The organism is Micromonospora sp. NPDC006766, assembly GCF_040636055.1.
GTDB lineage: Bacteria > Actinomycetota > Actinomycetes > Mycobacteriales > Micromonosporaceae > Micromonospora.
On the sequence record NZ_JBEYIX010000070.1, the window covers coordinates 1 to 23600 of the forward strand.

22 protein-coding genes and 2 tRNA genes are annotated in these 23600 nt (G+C 71.2%); 11 read left to right on the plus strand and 13 right to left on the minus strand.

Features of this window, described 5'->3' with window-relative positions; translation table 11 throughout:
- Positions 1–546: 546 nt before the first annotated feature.
- Positions 547–801, minus strand: coding sequence for a hypothetical protein (locus ABZ671_RS30135; protein WP_357864481.1), 255 nt, complete (start codon positions 799–801; stop codon positions 547–549).
- 124 nt (positions 802–925) lie between these two features.
- On the opposite strand from ABZ671_RS30135, the gene ABZ671_RS30140 reads away from it, so the two are divergent.
- The 3 genes from ABZ671_RS30140 (at position 926) to argS (ending at position 4242) form a co-directional block, all read left to right on the plus strand.
- The gene (locus ABZ671_RS30140) at positions 926–1093 is read left to right on the plus strand and encodes a hypothetical protein (RefSeq protein ID WP_357864483.1); all 168 of its coding nucleotides are present in this window, start codon (positions 926–928) and stop codon (positions 1091–1093) included.
- 89 nt (positions 1094–1182) lie between these two features.
- Positions 1183–2241: a tryptophan--tRNA ligase gene (gene trpS / locus ABZ671_RS30145; RefSeq protein WP_357864484.1), complete on the plus strand. Its 1059-nt coding sequence runs from the start codon at positions 1183–1185 to the stop codon at positions 2239–2241.
- Positions 2242–2523: 282 nt separating this feature from the next.
- The gene (gene argS, locus ABZ671_RS30150) at positions 2524–4242 is read left to right on the plus strand and encodes an arginine--tRNA ligase (protein ID WP_357864486.1); all 1719 of its coding nucleotides are present in this window, start codon (positions 2524–2526) and stop codon (positions 4240–4242) included.
- A gap of 9 nt (positions 4243–4251) precedes the next feature.
- On the opposite strand, the gene ABZ671_RS30155 is transcribed toward argS, so the two are convergent.
- From ABZ671_RS30155 to ABZ671_RS30165, 3 genes are all read right to left on the minus strand, one after another.
- Positions 4252–5703 (minus strand): MFS transporter, encoded by a 1452-nt coding sequence (locus tag ABZ671_RS30155; protein ID WP_357864488.1) that lies wholly within the window; start codon positions 5701–5703, stop codon positions 4252–4254.
- Between the two features lie 246 nt (positions 5704–5949).
- Positions 5950–7485, minus strand: coding sequence for a hypothetical protein (locus ABZ671_RS30160; RefSeq protein WP_357864490.1), 1536 nt, complete (start codon positions 7483–7485; stop codon positions 5950–5952).
- A 170-nt stretch (positions 7486–7655) separates the two neighbouring features.
- Positions 7656–8597 (minus strand): aldo/keto reductase, encoded by a 942-nt coding sequence (locus tag ABZ671_RS30165; RefSeq protein ID WP_357864493.1) that lies wholly within the window; start codon positions 8595–8597, stop codon positions 7656–7658.
- A 46-nt stretch (positions 8598–8643) separates the two neighbouring features.
- Between ABZ671_RS30165 and ABZ671_RS30170 the strand changes: the two genes are divergently transcribed.
- Positions 8644–10074, plus strand: coding sequence for a PLP-dependent aminotransferase family protein (locus ABZ671_RS30170; RefSeq protein ID WP_357864495.1), 1431 nt, complete (start codon positions 8644–8646; stop codon positions 10072–10074).
- On the opposite strand, the gene ABZ671_RS30175 is transcribed toward ABZ671_RS30170, so the two are convergent.
- The 3 genes from ABZ671_RS30175 to ABZ671_RS30185 form a co-directional block, all read right to left on the minus strand.
- Positions 9992–10936 (minus strand): permease prefix domain 1-containing protein, encoded by a 945-nt coding sequence (locus ABZ671_RS30175; protein WP_357864497.1) that lies wholly within the window; start codon positions 10934–10936, stop codon positions 9992–9994. The genes ABZ671_RS30170 and ABZ671_RS30175 overlap by 83 nt on opposite strands.
- Entirely contained in the window at positions 10933–11346 is a 414-nt protein-coding gene (locus tag ABZ671_RS30180) for a PadR family transcriptional regulator (RefSeq protein WP_357864499.1), read from the minus strand. Before ABZ671_RS30180 ends, ABZ671_RS30175 begins: the two co-directional genes overlap by 4 nt.
- Positions 11347–11454: 108 nt before the next feature.
- On the minus strand, positions 11455–11721 hold the full coding sequence (locus tag ABZ671_RS30185) for a hypothetical protein (RefSeq protein WP_357864501.1): 267 nt from the start codon (positions 11719–11721) through the stop codon (positions 11455–11457).
- A 284-nt stretch (positions 11722–12005) separates the two neighbouring features.
- Here ABZ671_RS30185 and ABZ671_RS30190 point away from each other — a divergent pair, with 284 nt between their 5' ends.
- The 3 genes from ABZ671_RS30190 to ABZ671_RS30200 all read left to right on the plus strand — a co-directional run bounded on the left by ABZ671_RS30190 (position 12006) and on the right by ABZ671_RS30200 (position 13841).
- Complete coding sequence (locus tag ABZ671_RS30190) at positions 12006–12242, plus strand: GntR family transcriptional regulator (protein ID WP_357864504.1); 237 nt, start codon at positions 12006–12008, stop codon at positions 12240–12242.
- Between the two features lie 358 nt (positions 12243–12600).
- Positions 12601–13143 carry a GNAT family protein gene (locus ABZ671_RS30195; protein WP_357864505.1) on the plus strand — a complete coding sequence of 181 codons (543 nt, stop codon included), beginning with the start codon at positions 12601–12603 and terminating at the stop codon, positions 13141–13143.
- Between the two features lie 236 nt (positions 13144–13379).
- Positions 13380–13841 (plus strand): hypothetical protein, encoded by a 462-nt coding sequence (locus tag ABZ671_RS30200; protein ID WP_357864507.1) that lies wholly within the window; start codon positions 13380–13382, stop codon positions 13839–13841.
- 233 nt (positions 13842–14074) lie between these two features.
- Here ABZ671_RS30200 and ABZ671_RS30205 read toward each other — a convergent pair whose 3' ends face one another.
- From ABZ671_RS30205 to ABZ671_RS30215, 3 genes are all read right to left on the minus strand, one after another.
- The gene (locus ABZ671_RS30205) at positions 14075–14314 is read right to left on the minus strand and encodes a hypothetical protein (RefSeq protein WP_357864509.1); all 240 of its coding nucleotides are present in this window, start codon (positions 14312–14314) and stop codon (positions 14075–14077) included.
- 220 nt (positions 14315–14534) lie between these two features.
- Positions 14535–14607, minus strand: a tRNA-Arg gene (locus ABZ671_RS30210).
- Positions 14608–14643: 36 nt separating this feature from the next.
- A tRNA-Ser gene (locus ABZ671_RS30215) sits at positions 14644–14734 on the minus strand.
- 133 nt (positions 14735–14867) lie between these two features.
- Between ABZ671_RS30215 and ABZ671_RS30220 the strand changes: the two genes are divergently transcribed.
- Complete coding sequence (locus ABZ671_RS30220) at positions 14868–15956, plus strand: hypothetical protein (protein WP_357864511.1); 1089 nt, start codon at positions 14868–14870, stop codon at positions 15954–15956.
- A gap of 82 nt (positions 15957–16038) precedes the next feature.
- Here ABZ671_RS30220 and ABZ671_RS30225 read toward each other — a convergent pair whose 3' ends face one another.
- Positions 16039–16812 carry a CPBP family intramembrane glutamic endopeptidase gene (locus ABZ671_RS30225; RefSeq protein WP_357864513.1) on the minus strand — a complete coding sequence of 258 codons (774 nt, stop codon included), beginning with the start codon at positions 16810–16812 and terminating at the stop codon, positions 16039–16041.
- Positions 16813–16956: 144 nt separating this feature from the next.
- Here ABZ671_RS30225 and ABZ671_RS30230 point away from each other — a divergent pair, with 144 nt between their 5' ends.
- Complete coding sequence (locus ABZ671_RS30230; RefSeq protein WP_357864515.1) at positions 16957–18078, plus strand: globin domain-containing protein; 1122 nt, start codon at positions 16957–16959, stop codon at positions 18076–18078.
- A gap of 121 nt (positions 18079–18199) precedes the next feature.
- Here the strand turns inward: ABZ671_RS30230 and ABZ671_RS30235 are convergent, their stop codons facing one another.
- Positions 18200–19726 (minus strand): peptide deformylase, encoded by a 1527-nt coding sequence (locus tag ABZ671_RS30235; RefSeq protein WP_357864517.1) that lies wholly within the window; start codon positions 19724–19726, stop codon positions 18200–18202.
- A 335-nt stretch (positions 19727–20061) separates the two neighbouring features.
- Between ABZ671_RS30235 and ABZ671_RS30240 the strand changes: the two genes are divergently transcribed.
- Complete coding sequence (locus ABZ671_RS30240; RefSeq protein ID WP_357864523.1) at positions 20062–20844, plus strand: hypothetical protein; 783 nt, start codon at positions 20062–20064, stop codon at positions 20842–20844.
- A 54-nt stretch (positions 20845–20898) separates the two neighbouring features.
- Here ABZ671_RS30240 and ABZ671_RS30245 read toward each other — a convergent pair whose 3' ends face one another.
- Entirely contained in the window at positions 20899–22665 is a 1767-nt protein-coding gene (locus ABZ671_RS30245) for a hypothetical protein (protein WP_357864519.1), read from the minus strand.
- A 141-nt stretch (positions 22666–22806) separates the two neighbouring features.
- Here ABZ671_RS30245 and ABZ671_RS30250 point away from each other — a divergent pair, with 141 nt between their 5' ends.
- A complete protein-coding gene (locus ABZ671_RS30250) occupies positions 22807–23511 on the plus strand; it encodes a class I SAM-dependent methyltransferase (protein WP_357864521.1) in 705 nt (234 codons plus the stop codon).
- Positions 23512–23600: the final 89 nt, after the last annotated feature.

A 23600-nucleotide genomic window follows, 5' to 3' on the forward strand; every position in this document is an offset into this window, starting at 1 on the left:
ACCATCCGAAAGCCCCGCACCGCAGGACCCCCATCCGGGGCATTTCGTTCGTCCGCCCCCGCCGCTCTCGCGCCGGGCACTTTTACTACGTTACCTCACCGTCTCCGCCGTGTCAAACCGTGTGTCCCGGTCTGTCATGCTTCGTGCGGGTCAGCGTCCGGTGAGCTCGCGCAGCAGCGAACCGCTGCGCTTGATCATCGGATTTGGCAGGCCGGCCGCTGCGGAGTTCCGCAAGCTCGCCCGGTGCCCTGCCGGTCGATAACCTTACCCGGTCGGTTTCGCTCTGCCAAATCCGCCCTGCGGCGTTCCGGCGAGCTCCGCCCGGACCGTGTCCTTCAGGAGCTCAGCTCCTGTCCGACCCGGCACCTGCGTGGATCTGGGCTCCTGGGCTTTCATCCCGTTTGCCCCGTTCCGCGCTGGCAGAGAGAAAGTTACGCGGTTTCGGGTTTGATCGTCAAATCGGCGGCGGGCGTCCCACGTCACATCATCACCGCCGGCCTATTCTGCCTGGTCAAGGGCGTGCGCCCGCGATGCGCGGACGGCGAGTCAGCCGTTGGGGCGACGGCGAGCCGCCAGCCAGCCCCTGATCCCCAGCACGCCGACGGCGGTACCGATCGCCAGCGAAGCGGCGATCAGCAGCGCGTGCACCCAGAGGAAGCTGGTCGCGGCGCCCACCGCGGTCGTGCCGCTCGACCAGGAGCGGGGGTCGTTCCAGATGGCGACGGCGAACCTCGGCCAGATGACCCAGGTCCAGACGCCGACCCCGAGCAGGAAGAGCGACCAGCCACGCGACAGCACCATGAATGGCCAGTATGCCAGCGGTCGGCGAGCACTCGGGCCGCTGCTCTTTTCCGGCCGCGACGGGGAGCCGCGGCAGGCCGCGACGGGGAGCCGCGCAGCCGGCCGACCGACTACCCTGCGAAGCATGGTCCGGCCGAGCACCTGCGCCCCGGAGACCATCGACGGTCTCTCGGCGGCTGCCGCTCTGGTTCGCCCGACCCGTGTCGACGACGGTCGGGAGCAGATCCTCGACGCACTCCGTGCCGTTGGGTTGCGGTTCCGCGCCGGCGGGCGATGGCGGTTCGCGCTCTGAGCAGCCGATCCCACTGACCCGGGCACAGCCCTGGGTCTTCCCGCGCGCTCGCGCGTCCCAGCCAACTAACGCACGAAAGGCGTACCACCATGACCGCAGCACGAATGCTCACCGGCGACCGCCCGACCGGGCGGCTGCACCTGGGCCATTACGTCGGCAGCATCGCGAACCGGGTGCAGCTGCACCAACGGCACGACAGCTACTTCATCATCGCGGACCTGCACATGCTCACCACCAGGAACAGCCGCGCGGACATCCAGCAGGTCTCCCGCAACGCCCGCGAGATGGTCACCGACATCCTCGCCGCTGGCGTCGAGCCGGACCGGGCCACCTTCTACCTGCAGTCGGCGATCCCCGAGGTCGGCGACCTGAACACCCTGTTCCAGAACCTGGTCACCGTGCCCCGGCTGGAGCGTGTCCCGTCGCTCAAGGAGATGAGCCGGGACGCCGGCAAGGACGAGATGCCGTACGGCCTGCTCGGCTACCCGGTTCTCCAGGCCGCCGACATCCTCTGCGTGAAGGGGCAGGTCGTCCCGGTGGGGAAGGACAACGCCGCGCACGTCGAGGTGACCCGGGAGATCGCGCGGCGCTTCAACCACCTCTACGGCGAGGTTTTTCCGGTGCCCGAGATGATCATGTCGGAGACGCCCACCCTGATCGGCACGGACGGTCAGGGGAAGATGAGCAAGAGCAAGGGCAACGCCATCGCGCTCTCCGACGACCCGGCTGCCGTGCGCCGCAAGGTGATGGGGATGTACACCGACCCGAACCGGGTGCGCGCCGACGTGCCGGGAACGGTGGAGGGGAATCCGGTCTTCGCGTACCACGACGTGTTCAACCCGGACCGGTCGAAGATCGCGGAGTTGAAGGACCGTTACCGGGCCGGCCGGGTCGGTGACGTCGAAGTCAAGGAGGAGCTGGTGGTCGCGCTCAACCGGTTCCTCGACCCGATCCGGGAGCGGCGGGCCCGGTTCGAGGCGGCGAGCGGCCTGGTCGACGAGCTGATCGTCGAGGGCACCGAACGGACCCGGGTCGAGGTGCGCCGCACCCTGGTCGAGGTCCGCCGGGCGATGGGCCTGACCAGCGCGTACACGCAGGTGCGGCGGCGGGCCGAGCGGTACCGCAAGGCCGTTGCCACGCCGGCCTGAGTCTTCGGGTACGCCGGACCCGGCCCGGGAAAGGTCTTGCGCCGCTCCCGGGCCGGCCGGTTACTCTGCTGGCATGCCCAGCGCGCACGCCCGCCAGTCGACGTCCCCCGACGTCCGGGGTGGCGCGCTGCGACGCCGGCGGTTCCGCGACCGCCTGCGCTGAGCATTCTTCTCTTGCGACCGGCGGATCGAGCCGCCGGTCATCGCCGATCGTCCTCGGTCCGCCCGCATCCCGAGTCAGGAGATCCGCGCGAGGCGGATCCGAGCGAGATCGGCGTACCCATGGATCTGGAGAAACTGCTGACCGACCGGCTGGCGCCGGCGTTCGAGACGGTGGCCGGCGTACCGGTGGACCCGGTCGTGCGGCGCTCGCAGCGCGCGGACTTCCAGTCCGACGCGGCGCTGGCGCTGGCCCGGCGGCTCGGCAGGCCACCGCGCGCCATCGCCACCGAGGTGCTGGAACGCGCGGAGCTGGCCGACCTGTGTGTCGCGGCCGAGGTGTCCGGGCCGGGCTTCCTCAACCTCACCGTGGCCGACGACGCGCTGGCGGGGATGGTTTCCGCGCTGGCCGCCGACCCGCGGCTCGGCGTGCCGCCGACGGCCGAGCCGGAGACCGTGGTGGTCGACTACTCGGGGCCGAACGTGGCGAAGGAGATGCACGTCGGGCACCTGCGGTCGACGGTGATCGGCGACGCGGCGGCCCGGCTGCTGGAGTGGCTGGGCCACCGGGTGCTCCGGGCCAATCACCTGGGCGACTGGGGGACGCCGTTCGGCATGCTGATCGAGCACCTGGTCGACCTGGGTGAGGCCGAGGCGGCGCGGGAGCTGTCCATGGGCGACCTGGACTCGTTCTACAAGGCAGCCCGGGCCAAGTTCGACGCCGACGAGGCGTTCCGCGAGCGGTCCCGGCTGCGGGTGGTGGGGTTGCAGCGCGGCGACGAGGCCACGCTGCGGCGGTGGCGGCTCCTGGTCGAGCAGTCCGAACGCTACTTCCTGAGCGTGTACGGCCTGCTCGACGTGACCCTGACCGAGCGGGACTTCCACGGCGAGAGCAGCTACAACAGCCTGCTCGGCCCGGTGGTGGACGACCTCGACCGGCTCGGGCTGCTGCGGCACAGCGACGGGGCGGCGTGCGTGTTTCCGCCCGGCTCGGTCGGCCGGGACGGCGAGCCGCTGCCGCTGATCGTGCGCAAGTCCGACGGCGGGTACGGCTATCCGGCGACCGACCTGGCGGCGATCCGCCACCGGGTCGACGAGCTGGGCGCGACCCGGCTGCTCTACGTGGTGGGGCTGCCGCAGCGGCGGCACTTCGAGATGGTGTACGCGGCCGCGGCGCAGGCCGGTTGGCTGGCCCCGCCGGCCCGGGCGGAGCACGTCGGGTTCGGGTCGGTGCTCGGGCCGGACGGGCGGATGCTGCGCAGCCGGGCCGGTGAGTCGGTGAAGCTGGTCGCCCTGTTGGAGGAGGCGGTGGCCCGGGCCGTCGCGCTGGCTCGGCAGCGCAATCCGGACCTGGGCGAGGCGGAGGCGGCCGAGGTGGGCCGGGCGGTCGGCATCGGCGCGATCAAGTACGCCGACCTGTCCAGTGACCGGCACAGGGACTACGTGCTGGACTGGGAGCGGATGCTGTCGCTGGACGGCAACACCGCGCCGTACCTCCAGTACGCGTACTCCCGGATCCGGTCGATCTTCCGGCGGGCGGGGGTGGCGGCCCGAGCGGACACGGAAGTCTCGCTGGCCGAGCCGGCCGAACGGGCGCTCGCGTTCGAACTGGTCGGCTTCGGGGCGGTGGTCATGGCAGTGGCCCACCGCCTGGAGTTCCACCAGTTGGCCGGCTACCTGCACCGGCTCGCCGTCGCGTTCAACGCCTTCTATGAGTGCTGTCCGGTGCTGCGGGCCGACGGTCCGGTGCGGGAAAGCCGGCTGGTGCTGGCGGACCTGACCGCCCGGGTGCTGCGGCAGGGCCTGCACCTGCTCGGCATCCGCACCCCGGAGCGCCTGTGACGGCGGCGGTCACCGCTGCGCCGCCGCGGCCGTGGCCACGTCGACGGGATAGTGCCGCCGGGCGGCGAGGAGGATCAGCCCGTTCGCCATCAGTGGCACCAGCATGATCAGGAAGGCGTTCTGCAGGCCCACTCCGGACGCGCCTCCCCCTGGGCCGGCCAGTCGGTCCGCCAGCCAGCCGAAGGTCGCCGGGGCGAGCGACTCCGCCGCGAGGCGGAGCACGGTCCGCAGGCTCTCCGCCCGACCCCAGAGCTGGCCGGGCACGATGTCGAGTCGGGCCGCGTCCAGCGGCGGGTTGGCGGCGGCCAGCGCGGCGGCGCCGAGCGCGATCAGGGGGATCGCCACCAGGAGCGTGCTCGCCCACACACCCGGCGCAAAGAAGATCGCGGCGACGGTGTAGCCGAACGCCGGGACGACGATTCGGACGCCGGTGTGGCCCCGGGAGAGGGCGTGGTCGGTGAGCCGGCCGGAGAGGAGCGTGCCGGCCAACGCCGCCACACCGATGATCGGCACCAGACCGCCGAGCGCCGTCTGCGAGATGTGGAAGTGTCGGACCGCGAAGACGATCACGAAGGTCCGCAGCCCGGCGAAGAAGAAGTAGCCGGTCGCCGAGGCCACGATCAACAGCCGGTTCGTCGGGATCTCCAGCAGATAGATCATTGCCCGGCGTAATGGCCACCGATTCGGGTCCTCGGTGAGGGTCCTCTCCCGGGCCGGCTCGACGCCTTGAGCGGCAACCACGGCGCGCATCCGATCAACCTCCGGGCGTTCCGGCCCGGTCCGCGCCCCGGGCTTCCCGCCGCCGTGCTCGTCGAGCAGCCACCCGGCCCCGTTTCGCGCGGGCTCGGGCAGCAGCTTCCACAGCAGCACCGCCAGGCCGGCGCTCGCCAGGGCGAGCAGGAGGAACGCGTACCGCCAGGAGAGTGCCGCGGAGATCTCGCCGCCGACCACCAGGCCGATCCCGGCGCCGATGATCTCGCCGGTGAGGATCCACCCGAGCACGCTCGCCCGGTCGGACGGCGGGATGAAGTCGCCGGTCAGTGACACCACCACCGGCCCGGAGGCCGCCACCGCGGCACCCAGCAGCAGCCGTGACATCAGCAGCCACCAGTAGCTGGGGGCGAGCCCACCGGCCACCATCGCGATCGCCCAGAGCGCGATGGTCAGCACCAGCAGGCGTACCCGGTTGGTCCGGTCGGCGAGCACGCCCAGCGGCACGGACGCCAGCGCGCCGACCCCCGATGACACGGTGGCCAGCAGGCCGAGCTGGGCGTGGCTGATGCCCAGGTCTCGCTCCAACTGGTTCGCGGCCGCCCCGATCGTCCCGGTGTCCGCGCTGTTGAGGGCCAGCACTGCGGCGAGCAGCAGCACGACGCGGGCCCGCTGCGGACCCCCCAGCAGTCGGACGAGCCGCCGGAGGAGTTCCGTGCCCGGCATCATGGGTCGGCGAAGGTCGCCCATCTGGTCAGCGACCAGATGGGCTGTCGCGGTCCAGGGGACCGCTCACCCTGCGGCAGCAGGTTGTTGCTGGGGGTCCGCCGCCGCGTGGCGCCTCCCGAACGTGGTTGACCACCTGTTCAGGTCTACCGACAGGAGCGCCGATTCCGCTGAGATTCGACAAATGACAACCACAAGCTCTCCGAGGCGAGCCGAGCCGCCTCGGACAACTTCATGTCCGAGGCGGCTCATCTGACCGCCCGGCAGACGTCAGGCGATCGCGTACGCCCGGATGATCGTCACGTCGGTGTAGCCGCCGGTGGTGTCGGTGACCCGGACCCGCAGCGAGACCGCGCCGGACCGCGGGTTGCCGACCAGGGCGGTCCACGTACCGTTGATCTTCTTGACCGGCACCGACCGCCACGTCCGCCCGTCGTCGAACGAGGCCTTGGCGGTGATCGTCTTCACCTTCGGGTTCTTGCCCAGTTTGACGTCCGGGCTGCCCTTGGACCGGCTCAGCTTGAGCGGGACGTTCGTGGTGCTGCCCGGCTTCGCCTGGTTGTAGAGGTTCAGGCCGGCCGGCTGCATGGTGACGGCGTAGACGGGTGCCGCCACACAGGTCTTCGGCTTCGCCTTGAACCGGAACGTGACGCTGGTCCTCGGCGACAGCATCCCGGCCGGGAAGGTGATCTCCGGGTAGTAGCGGCTCGCCGTGTTGGTGAGGGTGTACCAGCCGGCCGTCTTCACCTTGTAGTTGAGGTACTTCTCCTCGGGCTCCCAGCCTCGGTCCTTGACCGTCTTGACCGTCTTGCCGCGGAAGGTCAGGGTCGCCGTCGCCTTGTCACCGCCCTCGACGCTCTGCCTCGGGAAGCCGGGATCGGCGAACATGTTGTTCAGCGAGTAGGAGAGGCGGCCGTCGCACAACATTGGCACCAGGGTGGCGGGTCCCCACGCGGCCTGGAAGAAGCGCAGGTTGTACGACTTGCCCGTAGCGACCTGGCGCGGCGCGAAGAAGCCGCCGACAACCCGCGTGGAACCGTCCTTGGCTCCTGCGTAGCTCTCCGCCCGGACGACCCACTTGCCCGGGGACAGATACACCTTCGTCCGATACGGCCGGTCGAGGCTGAGCAGACTGCCGTACATGTTGCTGCCGCAGGGGCGGTCGATCGGCTGCACCGCGAGACTGCTGCTGATGGACCCGGACGGGCCACGCCGGGTCTCCACGTTGACCGTGGCGAGTGAGGACCGGCTGAACGTCCGCGACGGCGTGCTCGGGATGCTGGTGGTGGAGTACATGACCGAGTGGCGATCGGTGTCGCCGGACTGGTCGGTCCAGGTGCGCATCGCCGCGAAGGCCAGCTTCTTCGACGAGTTCGGGATCACGTACAGCTCACCGCTGTTGTAGTCCCAGGCCTCGACCCTGTCGACGGCCGACTCGGACACGGTGCAGACCTGGGCGATGGTCTGTGTCTCGAGGCCGACACCGGCGGGGGCCGGGCTGAGGCCCACGGTGACCCGGCGGCCCTTGCGCGCGTCCAGGGTGGTCTTGGCGGCGCCGGAGACCTTGACGACGTTGGCCCCGAGCGTCGACACCAGGCCGGTGTCGATCGAGGCGAGGACCGCGTACGTGCCCTTCGGCAGCTTCTTGACCTGACCGGACTTGACCGAACGGCTCTGGTTGGTGGCCAGGTTGACCACGGTCGTCGTGACCGCGACCTTCTTGCCGTTCCGGTCCAGGGTGGTGATGGTGAGCGTATCGCTCGCGGCAAGCGCAGGGGTGCCGCCGCCGACCAGAATGGCCGGCACGAGGGCAGACGCGACGACCCCCGTGGCGAGTCGGGTAAGAGGAGTAGGCAATTCCACGATTCCTGTCAGTGGAAGGTAGTCCGCTCGACGGCGGAAAATTGATGGTAGGCCAGGGCCCGCCGCCTCCGCTCGCCCGTTTCCGCCCGCCGCCCCACGGTGCCCCGCCCGGGTCACATCGCGGCATCGAGCCGGTCGCGCTGCTCGGCCGTCAGCTTCAGCGAGACCCCCGCGATCGCCTCGTCCAACTGCTCGACCCTGCTGACGCCGATGATCGGCGTGGCCGCCGGGTTGCCGCCGGCCAGCCACGCCAGCACCACCCGGTTGCGGTTCGTGCCGGTCTCGGCGGCGATCTCGTCGAGCACCGCGAGTCGGCGGGCGGTGCCGGCGTGGTCGTACTCGGTGGGCAGCGGCTTGTCCGCGCGGGTGTAGGCACCGGCCAGCAGCGGCGTGTACGCCCACAGCGCCAGGTCCGGGTGGTGCTCCAGGTAGTGCAGCACCTCGTCGCTGACCGCACCGAACCGGTGTACCACGGAGGGTCGGGTCCCGGGGCGCGGCCGCAGGTAGGTGTGGTGCTGCTGCACCGCCGTGAAACCGGTGCAGCCGCCGGCTCGCGCGGTCTGCCGGGCCCGCTCGACCTCCCAGACGGCGTAGTTGGAGCAGCCGAGCCGGCCCACCGTGCCCGCCGACACCAGCTCGCCGAAGGCGGCGACCGTCTCTTCCAGCGGGGTGACCGGATCGGGCTTGTGGGCCCAGTACAGCTCGACGTGGTCGGTGCCGAGCCGGCGGAGGCTGCCCTCGATCCCACTCTTGACCGCCTCGGCCGAAAGGCCCTCGGCCGTCTCCGGGAACCGCCCGGCCACGGTCGGCTCGCAGCCCACCTTGGTGCTGATCCGGATGCGGTCGCGGACCCCCGGACGGCGGGCGAGCCAGCGCCCGAGCAACTCCTCGCTCTGCCCACCGAAGCCGCTCGGGTCGGCCCAGAACGCGTAGCAGTTGGCGGTGTCGATCCAGACGCCGCCGGCGTCCACGAAGCGATCCAGGAGCTCGAACGACCGGCGCTCGTCGGTCAGCGTGCCGAACAACATCGCGCCAAGTGCCAGATTCTCAATCATGCCCGTCACGCTAGGCGGATTTGGATAGGCGGTACGCTCCAATCTGATGCCCATTTCGCAGACCAATTTCGCCTGGGCGACACTGCTCGAGGTCGACCCGCCGAAGCGTGGGCGGTCCCGCCTGCACGAGCGCCTGGCACACGCGCTGCGCACCGCGATCCGCGACGGCCGGCTGCCGGAGGGCGCCGCCGTACCGCCGAGCCGAGCGCTCGCCGAGGAACTCGGCTACTCCCGATGGGTCGTGACGGAGGCGTACGCCCAGCTCATCGCGGAGGGCTACCTCTCCGCCCGGGTGGGTTCCGCCACCCGCGTCTCCTGGGCCCCGGATACCGCCCCGCCGCGGCCCCACGCGGCCCGCGCGCCGGCAGCGCCCCCGATCCGGTACGACCTCGCGCCCGGCCTGCCCGACCTGCGGGCCTTTCCGCGTCGCCGCTGGGCGGAGGCCGTCCGCGCGGTCATCGGCTCCGCCGTCCACTACGACCTCGGCCTGCCCGACCCGACCGGGCACCCGGTGCTGCGTACCACGATCGCGCAGTATTTGCGGCGCTCGCGCGGCGCGGACGCCCACGCCGGGTCCGTCACCGTGTGCGCGGGCATCACCGACGGCCTGGTCCGCACCTGCCGGGCGCTGCGCGCGGAGGGAATCACCGACCTGGCCGTCGAAGAGCCGGGCTGGCGGCGGCTGCACGACGCCGCGACGAGCGCCGGCCTGCGCGTCCACCCGGTGCCCGTGGACGAGGAAGGCCTCCGTGTCGACGACCTGGCGGCTACGCCCGCCCGGGCCGCTGTCGTCGGCGCGGCGCACCAGTTTCCCACCGGTACGGTGCTGTCCCCGGCCCGCCGGGCCCGGCTGGTGCGCTGGGCCCGCGACGCCGACGGCTTCGTCATCGAGGACGACTACGACGCCGAGTTCCGCTACGACCATCACCCGGTCGCCGTCATGCAGGGAATGGACCCGGGCCGGGTCTTCCTCCTCGGCTCGGTCAGCAAGACGCTGTCGCCGGCCCTCGGCCTGGGCTGGCTGGTCGCACCGGCCGCGCTGATCCCGGCACTCCGGGCGGCGAACCCCGTTACCGCCGCGCCACCGGTGCTGGACCAGCTCGCGCTCGCCACCTTCATCGACCGCGGCTGGTACGACGCCCACCTGCGGGCGGCCCGGCGGCGGTTCCGCGCCCGTCGCGACCTGCTGGTCCGGACGCTGGGCGCCCGGGTGCCGCAGGGCCGGGTCGGCGGCACCGCCGCCGGGCTGCACATCCTGCTGCACCTGCCGGACACCGTCGACACCCGTGCGGCGGTTCGGGCCGCGGCCGCCGCCGGGCTGCGTCTGGCGGAGCTTGACGACTACCGCGCGCAGCGCTCGGCCGGGTGCGCGCTCGTCCTCGGGTACGGCAACATCAGCGACTCGGAGATCCCGCCGGCTGTCGACCTCCTCCGCCAAGCGCTGGTTGCGGGGCGAACAACATCCGGGCGAGCATGAGCATCGTGGCCACGAGCCCGGCCACCACCGCGAGCCAGGACCAGGCCCAGCCGACCGTCAGCGTCAGCATCACGAACGCGGCGAGGACCAGCAGCCAGGTGGTCCCGGCGTACATGCCGAAGCGCGCCGCGGCGGCCGGATCCTTGGTGAAGCGGTCTCCCACCTGGGCGTGGGTCGCCTGCAACCGCACCACCCACTCCTTGTGCCGGTTGGTCTGAGTGCCGCCGAGATAGGTGAACAGCGCGGCCGACGCGACGACCGTGAGCGCACCACCGACGAGCCAGGGCACGCCGCGCTCGTGCAGGTAGAGCCAGCCGGCGCCAAGGCCGGCCGAGGCCAGCACCACGCCGAGGCCGTATCCGAGGGCCCGGCCGGTCGGCATCGGATGGTTACTGGTCGTCTCCTGGCGCAGCGCGTCGGCGGTGACCGCGCCGGCCGCCAGCACGACGGCGGCAACGGCGGCGACCTGGCCGCTGAACGGGACGTCCAGCAGCGTGGCGGCCAGGACAAGAACGACCAACCCGGCCGTGACCAGCGCCGACAGCACGACCGCGCGGACCAGGAACATCGGATTCGGTCGTACCCGGTGGGCCAGCCAGTCGGGGGCGGCATCCTCGGGCTCGGGCGCGGTGCCGTCGAGAATTCCGCGTACGGCCCCCAACTCCTCGACCGCCTGCCGAGCCGCCGCCTGGGGGGCGACGCCGGTGGCCGTCAGTTCGGCGACGCGGGCGACCAGGTTGGCCCGGATCTCCTCCTTGAGATCCTGCCGCTCCGGGGTCATCTCGATGCCGGTGAACGCCTCGTCGAGCAGGCGGTGCACGTAGATGCCGTGGCCGCCCGCGGTCTCGTTGGGGATGATCATGATGACCGCCTTCCGGATGCCGGCTCGGGGGAGCCGTTACGTTCGTCCAGGTCGAGCAGCGAGTCGATGATGTCGCGGGTGGCGACCCAGGCCGCGATGTTGCGGCGATAGACGGCGCGGCCGGCGTCGGTGATGCGGTAGTACTTGCGCCGCCCGCCCTGGCTCTCGTCACCCCAGTACGCCTCGATCAGGCCGTCCTTCGTCAGCCGTCGGTACGTCGCGTAGAGGGTCGCTTCCTTGATCTCGTGCCGACCGCCGGTGGCGTCCCGGATCCGCTTGAAGATCTCGAAGCCGTAGCTGTCCTCGCCGCGCAGCACCGCGAGGACGATCGTGTCCGTGTGCCCGCGCAGCAGGTCGGCGGCGAGCACGTCGGCGCTCGGCGAGGCGTCGCCCCGCCCGTTGTCAACCATGGCTAGTACTGTAACAGATACAGTAGTCGCCGTCATTGAGCAGAAAGTGACTGGCCCAAGGTCACGCTCGATCCAGGAAAGAGTGGCCTCGATCGACGACGGAGACCCCTACATCCCGGTTCGAGCGCGATCTTCGGGGCTGACAGGGCGGGCAGGCGAAAGCTTCCGAAGCCCGGACGGCTGGACGAACAGTTCCCGCCGGGCGACCGCACCGCCCCGGTCGTTCAGCTCGTAGCCCTCCAGCCAGAGCCAACCGTCGTAGGTGATCCGATCAGTCATGACCCGGATGAGGCGGAAGCGGAACGGCCGAACGAACTGGACGCTGGCCGCCCGGGTGAGGTGGAGGAGGTCTCCGGCCTTCAGCTCGGCGGCCATGGACCCGCCACCCGTCGCCAGGCCAAGATCCGGGCTCGGGCCACCGCGATCCTCGGACACCAGCCGTCCGGGTGGCAGCGGCTACACCGCTGAAGACGGTGGTAGTCGAGCACCGTCCAGGACATCTGCACGAGGAACGGCGACTCAGGCACGAGGGCTCCCTACAGCAGGTTTACGGACGCCCACCCAGGGTAGTCCGACTCGTCCTACTCGTACAGCCCGTTCAAGACGTTTAGTCCGTACCTGACGGTCTGCCCCTCCTGGCCATCCATAAGGTCCCGGTCATGGTTGACGAGATGTCCCCGGTGGCGCTCTACATCCAGCTCGCAGACCTCCTCGCCAAGCAGATCGAGGAGGGGAAGCTGAAGCCGCGCCAACCGCTCCCGAGCGAGTCGACCCTTCAGCAGGAGTACGGCGTGGCTCGAGGGACGGTCCGGGCTGCGGTGCGCCTGCTTCGGGAGCGAGGCCTAGTCGTGACGCTCCCAGCCCGAGGAACCTACGTGGCCGAGAAGGCCCCGTAGCCGCGCCTTGCTCGTAATGAAATTCCTAGGTTCCGCGTAGCCCGTGAGCGGCCCGGCAGCTTCGACTGCCGTTGATGCGAGTGGCTCAGCGACGGTTACGAGATCGGCGGACCGCCCAGGCCCCGCCAACGATCGCCCCAGCAGTCGACACGAGGCAGCAAAGAATCAACGCGCTCCACGGCCTGAGGGCTCCCATGGCCGCGCCGGTATCGATACCCCGACCCATCGTGCGATGGATGGCCGCGTTCGGTATTCCCTCGGCGGCAGCAACACGACCCGCGCGCACTGGACCAGGCCCGCCGCGGCCTGGGGCGCTTATTGGATTGCCGCCGGCCAGCCCATCGGTTAGGAAGCTTGCATGCTAAGGGGCGGCAAGGTCGGGCTCAGGGCCCGGTACGAGGACGACATCCCGATCCTGCGGGCCGAGCTCTACGACGACGTGGTCAACTCCTCGCGGTCCGAGGGCCAGCCGTGGCGGCCGATCACGCCCGGCTCGAACGACCCGCGGCTCGTGGTGGACGACAAGGATCAGCGTAACGTCGCGTTCTCGGTGGTGGAGTTGGACGGCGACGCGCTGGTCGGTATCGCGTCGCTGTGGGGCATCGACACCCACCACCGGAACGCGCACATCGGGCTGGGGCTGCTGCCGTCCGCCCGGGGCAAGGGCTACGGCACCGACGTAGTCACGGTGCTGTGCCACTACGGTTTCGTCGTGCGCGGCCTGCAGCGGCTGCAGATCGAGACGCTGTCGGACAACGCCGCGATGCTGCGCTCCGCCGAGCGCAACGGCTTCGTCCGCGAGGGCGTACTGCGCTCCTCGGCCTGGGTGCTGGGCGAGTTCCTGGACCAGGTGCTGCTCGGGCTCCTCGTCCAGGACTGGAAGCCGGGCTCGGAGACCTAGGCCGTCCGGCTCAGCCGGTGAAACGACCACGGCGGGGCCCGCTTGTGGCCCGTGGATGGCCTGGTCAGCGGGGAGCGGCTGGGCTGGAACCGCGGGCCGGGCCGGCGCGTCTGAAGTTGACGGAGGAGGTGGGTGCTTTGGCTTCCACGCGGACGTGTTCCAGTGGTGCGGCGTGCTACCTGCCGGGCCGGACTATGTCCATGGGGCACCGTGCCTGGTTCCTTGCGCTCGTCGGCGTGTGCATCTTGCTGGTCTCGCCGGCTCTCGCCGGGTGCGGCTCGGCGACATCGGCCGGGCCGGTATCGCCCGGGTTCGTCGGGTACGACTGGCAGGTCCTCGCCATCAGCCACGGAGGACAGGTATCGAACATTCCCGCGCGGATGCAGGTCGCGTTGCGGTTCTCGCCGGGCGGGCAGTTCGGCGCCGATGACAGCGTCAACTTCCACAGCGGGACGTACCGCGCGACCGGCGATGGCTTCACAACCGACGACCTGGCCACAACGTTGGCCGCCTACGACGGCCACGACCCAACCGTTCTGCTGGCGATGACGGCGATGCAGTCGTTCGGCAACGGCGTCCACGCGACGGTCAAGCTGACCGGCGACCGACTCATGGTCGGAGTCGACTCCTACACGCTGACCTGCCAGCGCGGCGGCCCCCGGCCCGACGAACCAGCCCCGCCAAGTACGGGCGGATAGCGACGCTGCTCTACGACCAGGGCATGCCGCTCGACCGGATTCAGGAGGTGCTACGAGATGCGCGTGCGGCCGCCCCGGCAGTTCCCATGCTGAGAGTAGGTTTCGTCAATGGCGGCAGAGCCGAATGCCGCTCGTGCCCGCTCATGACCGTTGTGCGCCACGGTTACTGGCCCGTGGATGGCCCATCGCGGCCACCGGCTTGCACGCGTGCCTGGGGCAGCAGGCCACCCCCGTCATTCCGAGTCATCGACCCAATCCATGCTGGGGTCCTCTTCGTCGGGCGACGCTGCGATCACCTGGTTCCATGCGTTGACGATGGCTGCGGCCTGCCGCTCGCTACAGGCCAAACCACTGAGCAGGACGTTGTTCTGATAGTCGAGGATCTCGAAGCGCCATCGATCGAGTTCCGGCCGGTGTTCCAGCGTTACCCAGAAGTGGCCGGAAAGATCGCTGGGGAATACCTCGTCTGCCACGTACCGTTCCTCTGCTTCAAGCCCATCTCCGCCGTGAGTCCGCACATCGTGGAACGGTCCTGCTCCCCGGTGCCAACGTGGAGGCGACTCGGCGGGTGCAGCAGGACGCGGTGGACCGGCTCGGCTTCCTGTTCGACGCGTAGGCGTAGGGCTCAGCCGTGGGGGTCAACACGATCAAGGGCCGGTTTCCCGTGCTGGGAAACCGGCCCTTGACCTGCTGTGCGCCCGAAGGGACTCGAACCCCTAACCTTCTGATCCGTAGTCAGATGCTCTATCCATTGAGCTACGGGCGCTTGGTGCTCGACCAGTCTACACACCTGGTTTTCGCGCGGAGACTCCGGGATTCGAACCCGGGAGGGGCTTTAAGACCCCAACCGCATTAGCAGTGCGGCGCCATAGACCAGACTAGGCGAAGTCTCCCTGGTGGCCCGGAGACCACCGCGCCCGAGGATACAGGCACGGCCCCGCTCAGGGCAAAGCGACTACCGGCGAGGGGGCGTTCCGCGCGTCTACCCCGTGCGCGGCGTCACACTCCGGACTAGGCTTCATCGATATGCAGGAGCAGCCGCCGAGCGATCCGCCCCGTCGTGAGCCTGCCACCGGTGCCCGGCGGAGCCGCTCCACCAGCCCTACCTTCACCCCGCCGCCGGTGCCGGTGCCCGAAGCGCCCGCCCCGCCGGCCGGTTCCGCCGAGGCCGAGGGCGGAACACCGCAGCGGACCAGGCGGGCCAGGGTGACCCCCACCGTGCTCTTCCAGCCGCCGGACCCGGCGGCGGTCGCACCCCGCCCCGCCGACCACGACCAGACACGGAACGTGCCGCCCGACTTAGAGACGGAGGGCACCCCGGCGAAGAAGGCCACCACGGCCAGGAAGACCACTTCGGTGACGCGGGCCACCCCGGCGAAGAAGAGGGCCGTCGCCGCCGGTCCGGAGCCGTTGGCGCCGCAGGTCACCCCGACGATGTCCGGCTCCCGCACGGCGGGCGGCCCGGAGTTGGGGCGTACCCCTGGGGCGGGGTGGCGGACGGTGGCCGCGCGCCTGCTCGACCACCCGGGTTTCGCGCCGGAGCTGCTGGCCATCGCCGCGGTGGACACGCTCGGACCGGTTGCCGGGGGCTGGGTCGAGCGGACCCGGAGGGCCTACCCCGACGCGGACGCCGACGGGCTGGCCCGGCTGGCAACCCGACGGTTCGTCCGGCTGGCCGGTGCGGGTGGGGCGGCCGCGGCGGGTGCCGGCCTCCTCGCGCCGGTGGCGGAGCTGGCGGCGGTGCTGTGGACGCAGGCCAGCCTGGTGCTGCACCTGACCGCGGTCTACGGCCGGGATCCCGGGCACCCGGACCGGGTGGCCGAGCTGCTGCTGCTGACCCGGGTGCACCCGGATCTCGGCAGCGCTCGCGTGGCGGTCGAGGCGGCCCGGTTGGCGGGCGCGCCGGCGGGCGGCCCGTGGCCGCGGGCGGCCGAGGCGGCCTGGCGGTTGGCGATGCCGCTGGCCGCGCAGGCCGGTGGCTGGCTGGGGCTGCGGGCGGTGTCGCGGCTGCTGCCGGGCGCGGCGGTGCTCGCCGCCGTGACCGGCAACTCGGCTGCCGCCGAGCGGTTGGCCGCCCGCGCCGTCGCCTTCCACCGGCCGACCCGGCTGCGCTGACCCGGCCGCGCTGACCCGGCCGCGCTGACCCGGCCGCGCTGACCCGGGTCGCCGGCGGGGTAACCCGCAAGGTGCGGGTCGGTCAGAGCCAGCCGAACCAGGACCTGGGCAACAGCGCGTAGCCGACGAAGGCGACCACGTCGAGCAGGGTGTGGGCGACGATCAGCGGGGCCACCCGCCGGGTACGCAGGAAGAACAAGCTGAACACGACGCCCATCACCGCATTGCCGACGAAGGCGCCGAAGCCCTGGTAGAGGTGGTAGGAGCCGCGTAGCACGGCACTGGCGGCGATCACCGCGCCGAGCCGCCAGCTGAGCTGCCGCAGCCGGGTCACCAGGTAGCCGACCACGATCACCTCCTCCAGCACGGCATTCTGCGCGGCGGCGAGGATCAGCACGGGCACGGTCCACCACAGCTGTGGCAGGGCCGCCGGCACCAGGGTGGCGTTGAGGCCGAGGTGCGCCGCCGCCCAGACCAGCGCCAGCCCGGGCAGGCCGATCAGCGCCGCCAGGCCCGCGCCCCGGGCCAGGTCCGACCCGGGCCGGGTCAGATCCACCCCGAGGGTCCGCGCCGGGTCGCCGGGGTCGCGCGCCAGCAGGTGTACGGCGAGCAGCACCGGCAGCAGCGCGAAGAAGATGCCGAGGAGCTGGTAGGTCAGGTCGAGGTACGGCCGGGCCGACGCGGAGGTGTTCAGCGCGGCGGTCTGCTTCGCGAGCCCACCCGTGGCGGTCAGCTTGGCGACCAGCGAGACCAGCGCATACACCGCCGACTGCCCGAGGGAGAGACCGAGGACCAGCAGCGTCTCGGTGCCCAGGGTCCGGCGGGACACCGGTCGGGCGAGCTCGTCAACCGTCACCGGACCACTGTGCCGCACCCGATGGCCGATCGGCACCGCCGCGCGAGGCAAATGAGCCGATCGCACATTCTGTGCGACCGGCAAGCACGGTCCGTGGAGATTCTGTGTTGGCCCGATCCGCCGTCAGGGGAAGGAGCGCCTTTCGTGGAGAACTTCGCGCGGCTGCTGAAGGAGAGCTGGGCCCTGGTCGAGGAGCACCGGGACCGGCTGAGCGGTCACTTCTACGCCCGGCTGTTCCTTCTCGACCCGGAGCTGCGCCACCTCTTTCCGGTGCAGATGAGCGGGCAGGGCGACCGGATCCTGGAGGCGATCGTCACCGCCACCCAGACGGTGGGTGACCCGGAGAGCTTCGACGAGTACCTGCGCGCGCTGGGCCGGGACCACCGGAAGTACCACGTCGACGCCGAGCACTACCGGACGATGGGCGTCGCGCTGATGGACGCACTGCGCAGCACCGCCGGGGACGGCTGGAACCTGGAGTACGACCAGGCGTGGCGGGAGGCGTACGCGAGCATCTGCGAGCGGATGCTCGCCGGGGCGGCGGCCGACGACGACCCGCCGTTCTGGCATGCCGAGGTGCTCACCCACGAGCGGCACGGCTCGGACACCGCCGTGCTGACCGTACGCGCCCTCCAGCACCCGCTGCGTTGGCAGGCCGGCCAGTACGTCAGCATCGAGGCACCACGACACCACCCGCGGGTGTGGCGGACGTACTCGGTGGCGAACGCCCCGAACGACGAGAACGTGCTGGAGTTTCACGTGCGTACGCCGGCCGGGGCGGCGGGCTGGCTGTCCGGGGCGCTGGTCCGCCGTACGAAGCCGGGGGATCTGCTGCGGGTGGCCGCGCCGATGGGGTCGATGACGTTGGATCGTTCCTCCGGCCGGGACATTCTGTGCGTGGCCGGCGGGGTCGGGCTGGCCCCGGTCAAGGCGCTGGTGGAGGAGCTGACCCGGGTCAACCGAACCCGCTGGGTGCACGTCTTCTACGGCGCCCGCCGCTCTGAGGAGTTGTACGGCCTGCCGGGCTTGGAGGAGCTGGTGGCCGCCCACCCGTGGCTGTCGGTGACCCCGGCGTGCAGCGAGGACCGGGACTTCGACGGCGAACTGGGCGACATCTCCGAGGTGGTCACCCGGTACGGCCCGTGGACGACGCACGACTGCTATGTCTCCGGCTCGGCGCCGATGGTGCGGGCCACCCTGCGCGCGCTGGCCGCGGACGACGTCCCGCCGGACCACATCCGGTACGACACCTTCGGCAACCTGTAGACATTCCTCCCCCCGAGCCGGGTCGCGTGCCCCCGCCCCCTGGGGCACGCGACCCGGCCCCCCGTTCGCCGGTGTGCGGGCCGGGCCGGCAACCGGCCCGCGCACCGGAGTCCCGGGCGGGTCAGTAGCGCCACGGGGTGCCGGTTTCCCGGTATTCCTCGACCGGCACCAGCGGCACGCCGGGCGCCATCCGGTCGACGTAGAGCCGCCCCGCCAGGTGGTCGATCTCGTGGGCAACCAGCCGGGCCATCGCGTATTCGAAGGACGTGATGATGCGGCTGCCGTCCCAGTGGGCGTGCTCCACGTCGATGCGCAGCGAGCGGGGCACCAGCCCGCGGTGGTCGAAGAAGGAGAGGCAGCCTTCGTACTGCTCGTCCGTGTCGACCGCGCTGTCGACCACCCGGGGGTTGAGCAGGACGACCGGCTCGGCGGCCCGGTCGGCGGGGCGGACCAGGGCGGCGGCCCAGCCGAGGCCGAGCTGCGGGGCGGCGATGCCGACGCCTTTGCTGAACGGGTGCAGTTCGTCGAGGCGCGCCATGATGGCGGAGAGCCGGTCGACAACGTCCCGGGCGACCCGTTCGTCGCGGGGCAGGTCGAACTGGCGGGCGGGGTGTCGGAGCAGGTCGTCGTCGCGCTGCACGATGCCGATGGCGCGCATCCGGTCGCTGGCGCGTATCGGGCGGCGCGGGCCGTCGGGCTCGGTGCCCGAGGGCTGGCTGCGGAACCGCCACAGCATCCGGTAGCGGGCGTTCAACGGTGGGTCGTCGGTGGCCCAGTCGAAGAGCGTCCGGCCGTCCTCGTCGCGCCGCTGGATCGGGGTACGCAACGGGCCCTCCTCGGCGGAGAGGGAGGTTTCCATCCCCCACACCTTCGGGTCGAGCTCGGCGGGCAGGTCGAGCCGGACGGCGAGGTGCCGGGTGGGCAGGCGTACGGCGCGTTGGAACCATGGGCCCCACTTGTCCCGCCCGGCGCGGTACGCGTACTCGATGGTGACCCGGTCGCCGGGGTAGAGCGGGAAGCGCCCCTCGTCGTTCTCGAAGAGCAGCCAGATCTCTTTGAACGCGTCCCGGTCGTGCTTGGCCCGCCAGTGCATCGGCTCGCGCGCGCCGCCGCCGTCGTCCCGATACGCCGCGAGCTGCAGCTCGGCGAAGGTGAGCGGGTGTGCCCGGTGGTGCCGGTTGGAACGGCCGGGGTCGTTGGGGTAGCGGTCGACAGCGACCCGGACCAGGTAGCGGGTGATCGGCTCGGTGCCGGCGTTGTAGAGCTCGCGCCGGATCGCGCAGTGGTAGCCGTGGTCGGTGTGGGTGAGGGTGGCGGTTTCCCGCTCGACGACCAGGCCGGTGCCGGGGGGCAGCCACTGGTTGGGGACGGCCAGCTCCCGGTGCGCCCCGCCGGCGCGGCTGTGCCGCAGCTCGTCGTACTCCCGGAAGCGCTGCCAGATCGCGCCGCTGGCCTCCAGGACGGCCTCGGCCCGACGGGCGAAGTCCTCGGTGGGTCGGTGCCGGCGCCCCTCGACATGGCTGACGTACGACGGGTCGAAGCCCATCAGGGTTGCCAGTTGCTTCTTGGACAAGCCTCGTCCGGTGCGGTGCCGGGCGAGTTCGGCGGCGAAGGAGTCGGCGGCACGCTCGATGGGTGAGGTCGTCATCGGCTTCCTCGTACGCGGGAAGCTCATTTTCACGTTCTGTGGCCGATCGTGTACTGAAACTGGCTCGTATTCGACATTCACCTTGACAATTCAGCGGCGCGCATCGATGCTGGCGCGGCCCACCCAAGCGACCGGCGGCGTTTCCCGCCCACCTCGTCGGGTAGTCCGCGGCACGCGGCGACGGGCCGGTGGAGTGACCGAGACCTCCCCACCTGCTTTCCACACGACTCCCCACGGGCCGAAACTGTGGTTAGGCTGGCCTTAGTTTGCCGAGCCGGTGGCGGGTGCCGGCCGGCGGGACGATCGGACGGGGGACGGTTCGGGTGACAGCGGTGATGCCGAGGCGGGACACCGCCACGCCACTCGCCCCGGTGACCGCGACCCTGCGCGCCATGTTCGGCACCGACGACCTGCCCGGGGTCGCGCCCGGCCTGCTGGTCACCGGCAACGAAACCCGCTGGTCACCGGCGACCCGACTGATCGACGGGACGCTGCTGCCCGAGTTCCTGCACGGCGCGGCCCGGCGCTGGGGCGGCACCCCGCACGCCTGCGCCGCGCTCGCCTGGAAGTCGTACAGCTACTGGACCGCGCTGCCCGTGGTGCTCGGCTGGGCCTCGGCACGGCGGGTGCCGCTGCTCGACCCGGCCGACGTGCTGATCCACTTCGAAGACCCCCAGCAACTGCTCACCCTGGGCCTGCGCGACTCGACCACGGTCGCGGTGCTGCCCGACGACCCGCTGGCACTGGCCGGCGCGCCGGGCGTACGGGTCGTCGCTGGCGAGGCCGCGCTGCTCGACGCGCTCCGCGCCGCGCTGCTCGACGCCCATTTCGCCCCGCTGATCGGCGCGATCCAGGCCGAGGTACGGGTCGGCACGCGTACGCTGCTGGGCTCGGTCGCCTCCGGCATTGCGCACGGCATCCTGCGCGCCTCGGACGCGCTGCCCGGCTCCGCCCCGGAAAACATCGGCACACTGCTCGACGCGCTCGGCCTAGACGACCTGGTGGAGCTGGTGCCCGGCCCGGCCGGTGAGCCGACCGTGCAGCGGCGTACCTGCTGCCTGGCCTTCACCCTGCCGCAGCCGAAGGTCTGCCAGGGCTGCTGCGTCCGCCTGTCCTGACCTTCCGGCCGACGCCGCGACCCGCCGCCGCCGAGCCCGACCCCGGTCCGCCGCTCAGGCGACCAGCGGGCGGACATCCCAGAGCCACACCCCGCCGACGGACACCGGCTCGACGCCAGTCAGCTCGATCATCCCCTGGCGCAAGGCGTCGGCCTGCCGTAGCCGGGGGTCGAGGATCACCGCTCCGGCCCGCCAGTAGCGCAGGTCGTCCACCGCGGCCACCCGGTCCCGCGGCGTGATCGGCGGCACCTCCCTGGTACGCCGGATCTTGATGAACAGGGTGCTGGTGGGGCGGGGCGGGGCGGTGAACAGCGCCACCCGGCCGGCGCCGGGCCGGGTGTCCGGATAGAGGAAATAGCCGCGGGCCAGCGGCATGCCCAGCCGGGTCTCGGCGGCCCAGCGCAGCGGGTCGGCGTAGTCGGTGTCCGGCAGCGGCAGGGTCACCACGCTGCGCCCGCCGGTCACGTACGGCCGCCAGGCACCGGAGGTGACGAACGCGGGTGTCGGGTCGAGGCGTACCGAGGGCAGCGGCGTGGGCAGCAGCGGCAGCAGCGCCATGGCCAGCACGGTGGCGGTGGCGAACCGGATCTGCCGGCGGGCGGCGGGATGGCGTCGGACCAGCCCCCGGGTGTGGTCCGCGCCGAACGCGAGCAGGACGCCGACGATCGGGGTGAGCGCCACCGACCAGCGGGTGGGCACCACCGAGTGCAGGAGCGGCAGCTTCTCCAGCGCGGCCCACGGGCCCGGGATGCCGGTGTCCCGCCCGTCGAACCGCACCTCCCGGCCGAGCGAGAAGAGGGCGAAGACGACGCCGACCGCGGCCAGGCCGAGGACGACGACATTGCGGCGTAGCCACCAGACCAGCGCGACCACCAGCACGGCGAGCGGCCAGCCGAAGAAGGCGTTCTCCTCGGTGGGGTTCTTGACGAGGTGGGCGTTGGTGCGAGCGTCGCCCGCGATCGACTCCCGGGACCAGCCGACGAACGACGCCAGGTCGGTGCGGTAGCCCCGGATCAGCCGGGACAGCCCCTGATAGGAGCCGGGCCCGGCGAGCTGCACATGGAGCGGATACGCCAGCAGCACCCCGGCGACGACGGCGGCCACCCCGAGCCCGGCCCCGAAAGGCCGGGCCGCCCGGCGCAGCTCCGGCCGGCCGATGGCGAGGGCGAGCACCACCACGCCGAGCCCGATCGCTGCCATCAGCAGGATCTCCAGGTTGAGGAAGGCCTGCCAGACGATCACCAGGCCGAGGAGCACGCCGTTACGCAGCCAGCGTCCCGGCTCGGCCAGGCGCAGCATCCGCCAAGCGATCAGGGGCACCACGAACTGGCTGACGATGTTGGGGTGCGCGTTGGCGTGCGAGACCATCGCCGGGGCGAAGGCGCAGAAGCCGGCCCCGAGCCAGGCCGGTCCCCGACTGCGGATCACCACCCGGGAGAGCAGGAAATACCAGGCCACGCCGGTGGCAATCATTCCGGCGGTGAGAAAGACCAAAAAGGCGGTACGCGGCCCGAACAGCAGGGTGATCGGCGTCATTGGCAGGGAAATGGATAATACCGACGTATTCGCCATCAAATTGACGCCGTCCGGCACGTTCATTCGATCCGAGGCGAACGGATAGGCGAAATCTGTCACCACTCGCGCACCGTGCGCCATCATCCACTGAAACTGCGCCTGATCGGACCGGTTGTCCCGTACGCCGTGGTCGGGGTGCAGCCAGAACCGAGCGGTCACCCAGAACGCGAGCAGCACGAAACTGAGCACGGCGGCGGCGTCGACCCACCTCCCCCGTCCCGGTCGTCCCGATTCAGGAGTAGTCATGACAATTCAGAGCGTAGCCACGGAATGGTGGGACCGTGAACAATTCGGTCATCCCCGGTGCCCCGATTCCCGCGCCATCCATCGGGGTGGTTGACTCTGTCGGTCCAGGCGCAGGGCAGTCGCATCGTGAGGAATCGACGAATGGCAGATATCACGGGGGATCAGCGCATCCAGTCGGAGGTACTCGAAGGCCTGGCAATGGCGGTCAACCACCGCAGGTGGTTCGTCGAGCTGGCCGTGCCGTACCTCGGTGACGACCCGATCGAGATCGGCAGCGGCCTGGGGGACTACGCGCTGGAGTGGTCGGAGCATCTGCCCCGGATCACCGCCACCGAGGCGGACCCGGACCGGCTGGTCCGCCTCAAGGAGCGGCTGGCCGATCATCCCGCCATCGAGGTCCGGCAGATGCTGCTGCCGCACTCCGAGCGCGGCGAATACAGCGCGGTCGTGTCGTACAACGTGCTGGAACACATCGAGGACCACGTGGCCGCGCTGCGCAGCATGCGCGACCTGGTCCGGCCGGGCGGGGCGGTGATCATCATCGTGCCGGCGTTCCAGTTCGCGATGAGCCCGGCGGACATCGCCACCGGCCACGTCCGGCGCTACACGAAGAAGAGCCTCGCCGCCGCGATGACCGAGGCCGGCCTCACCGTGGAGAAGATCCACTACGCCAACGCGCTCGGCCTGATCGGCTACTTCATGGCCACCAAGGTCTTCCGGCTGATGCCGAAGGAGGGCCCGATGGTCAAGGTCTACGACAGCCTGGTCCTCCCCGTCACCAAGGCGGCCGAACAACGCCTCCGCCCCCCGTTCGGCCAATCCGTCTTCGCCGTCGCCCGCGTGTAAGACATCCCAGGACGTACGAGTGTCAAGTAGCGGGTTCGGCGGTGTGGTGTGGCCAGGCGGTCGTCTCGTTGTAGGGCGTGCCGGTTTTG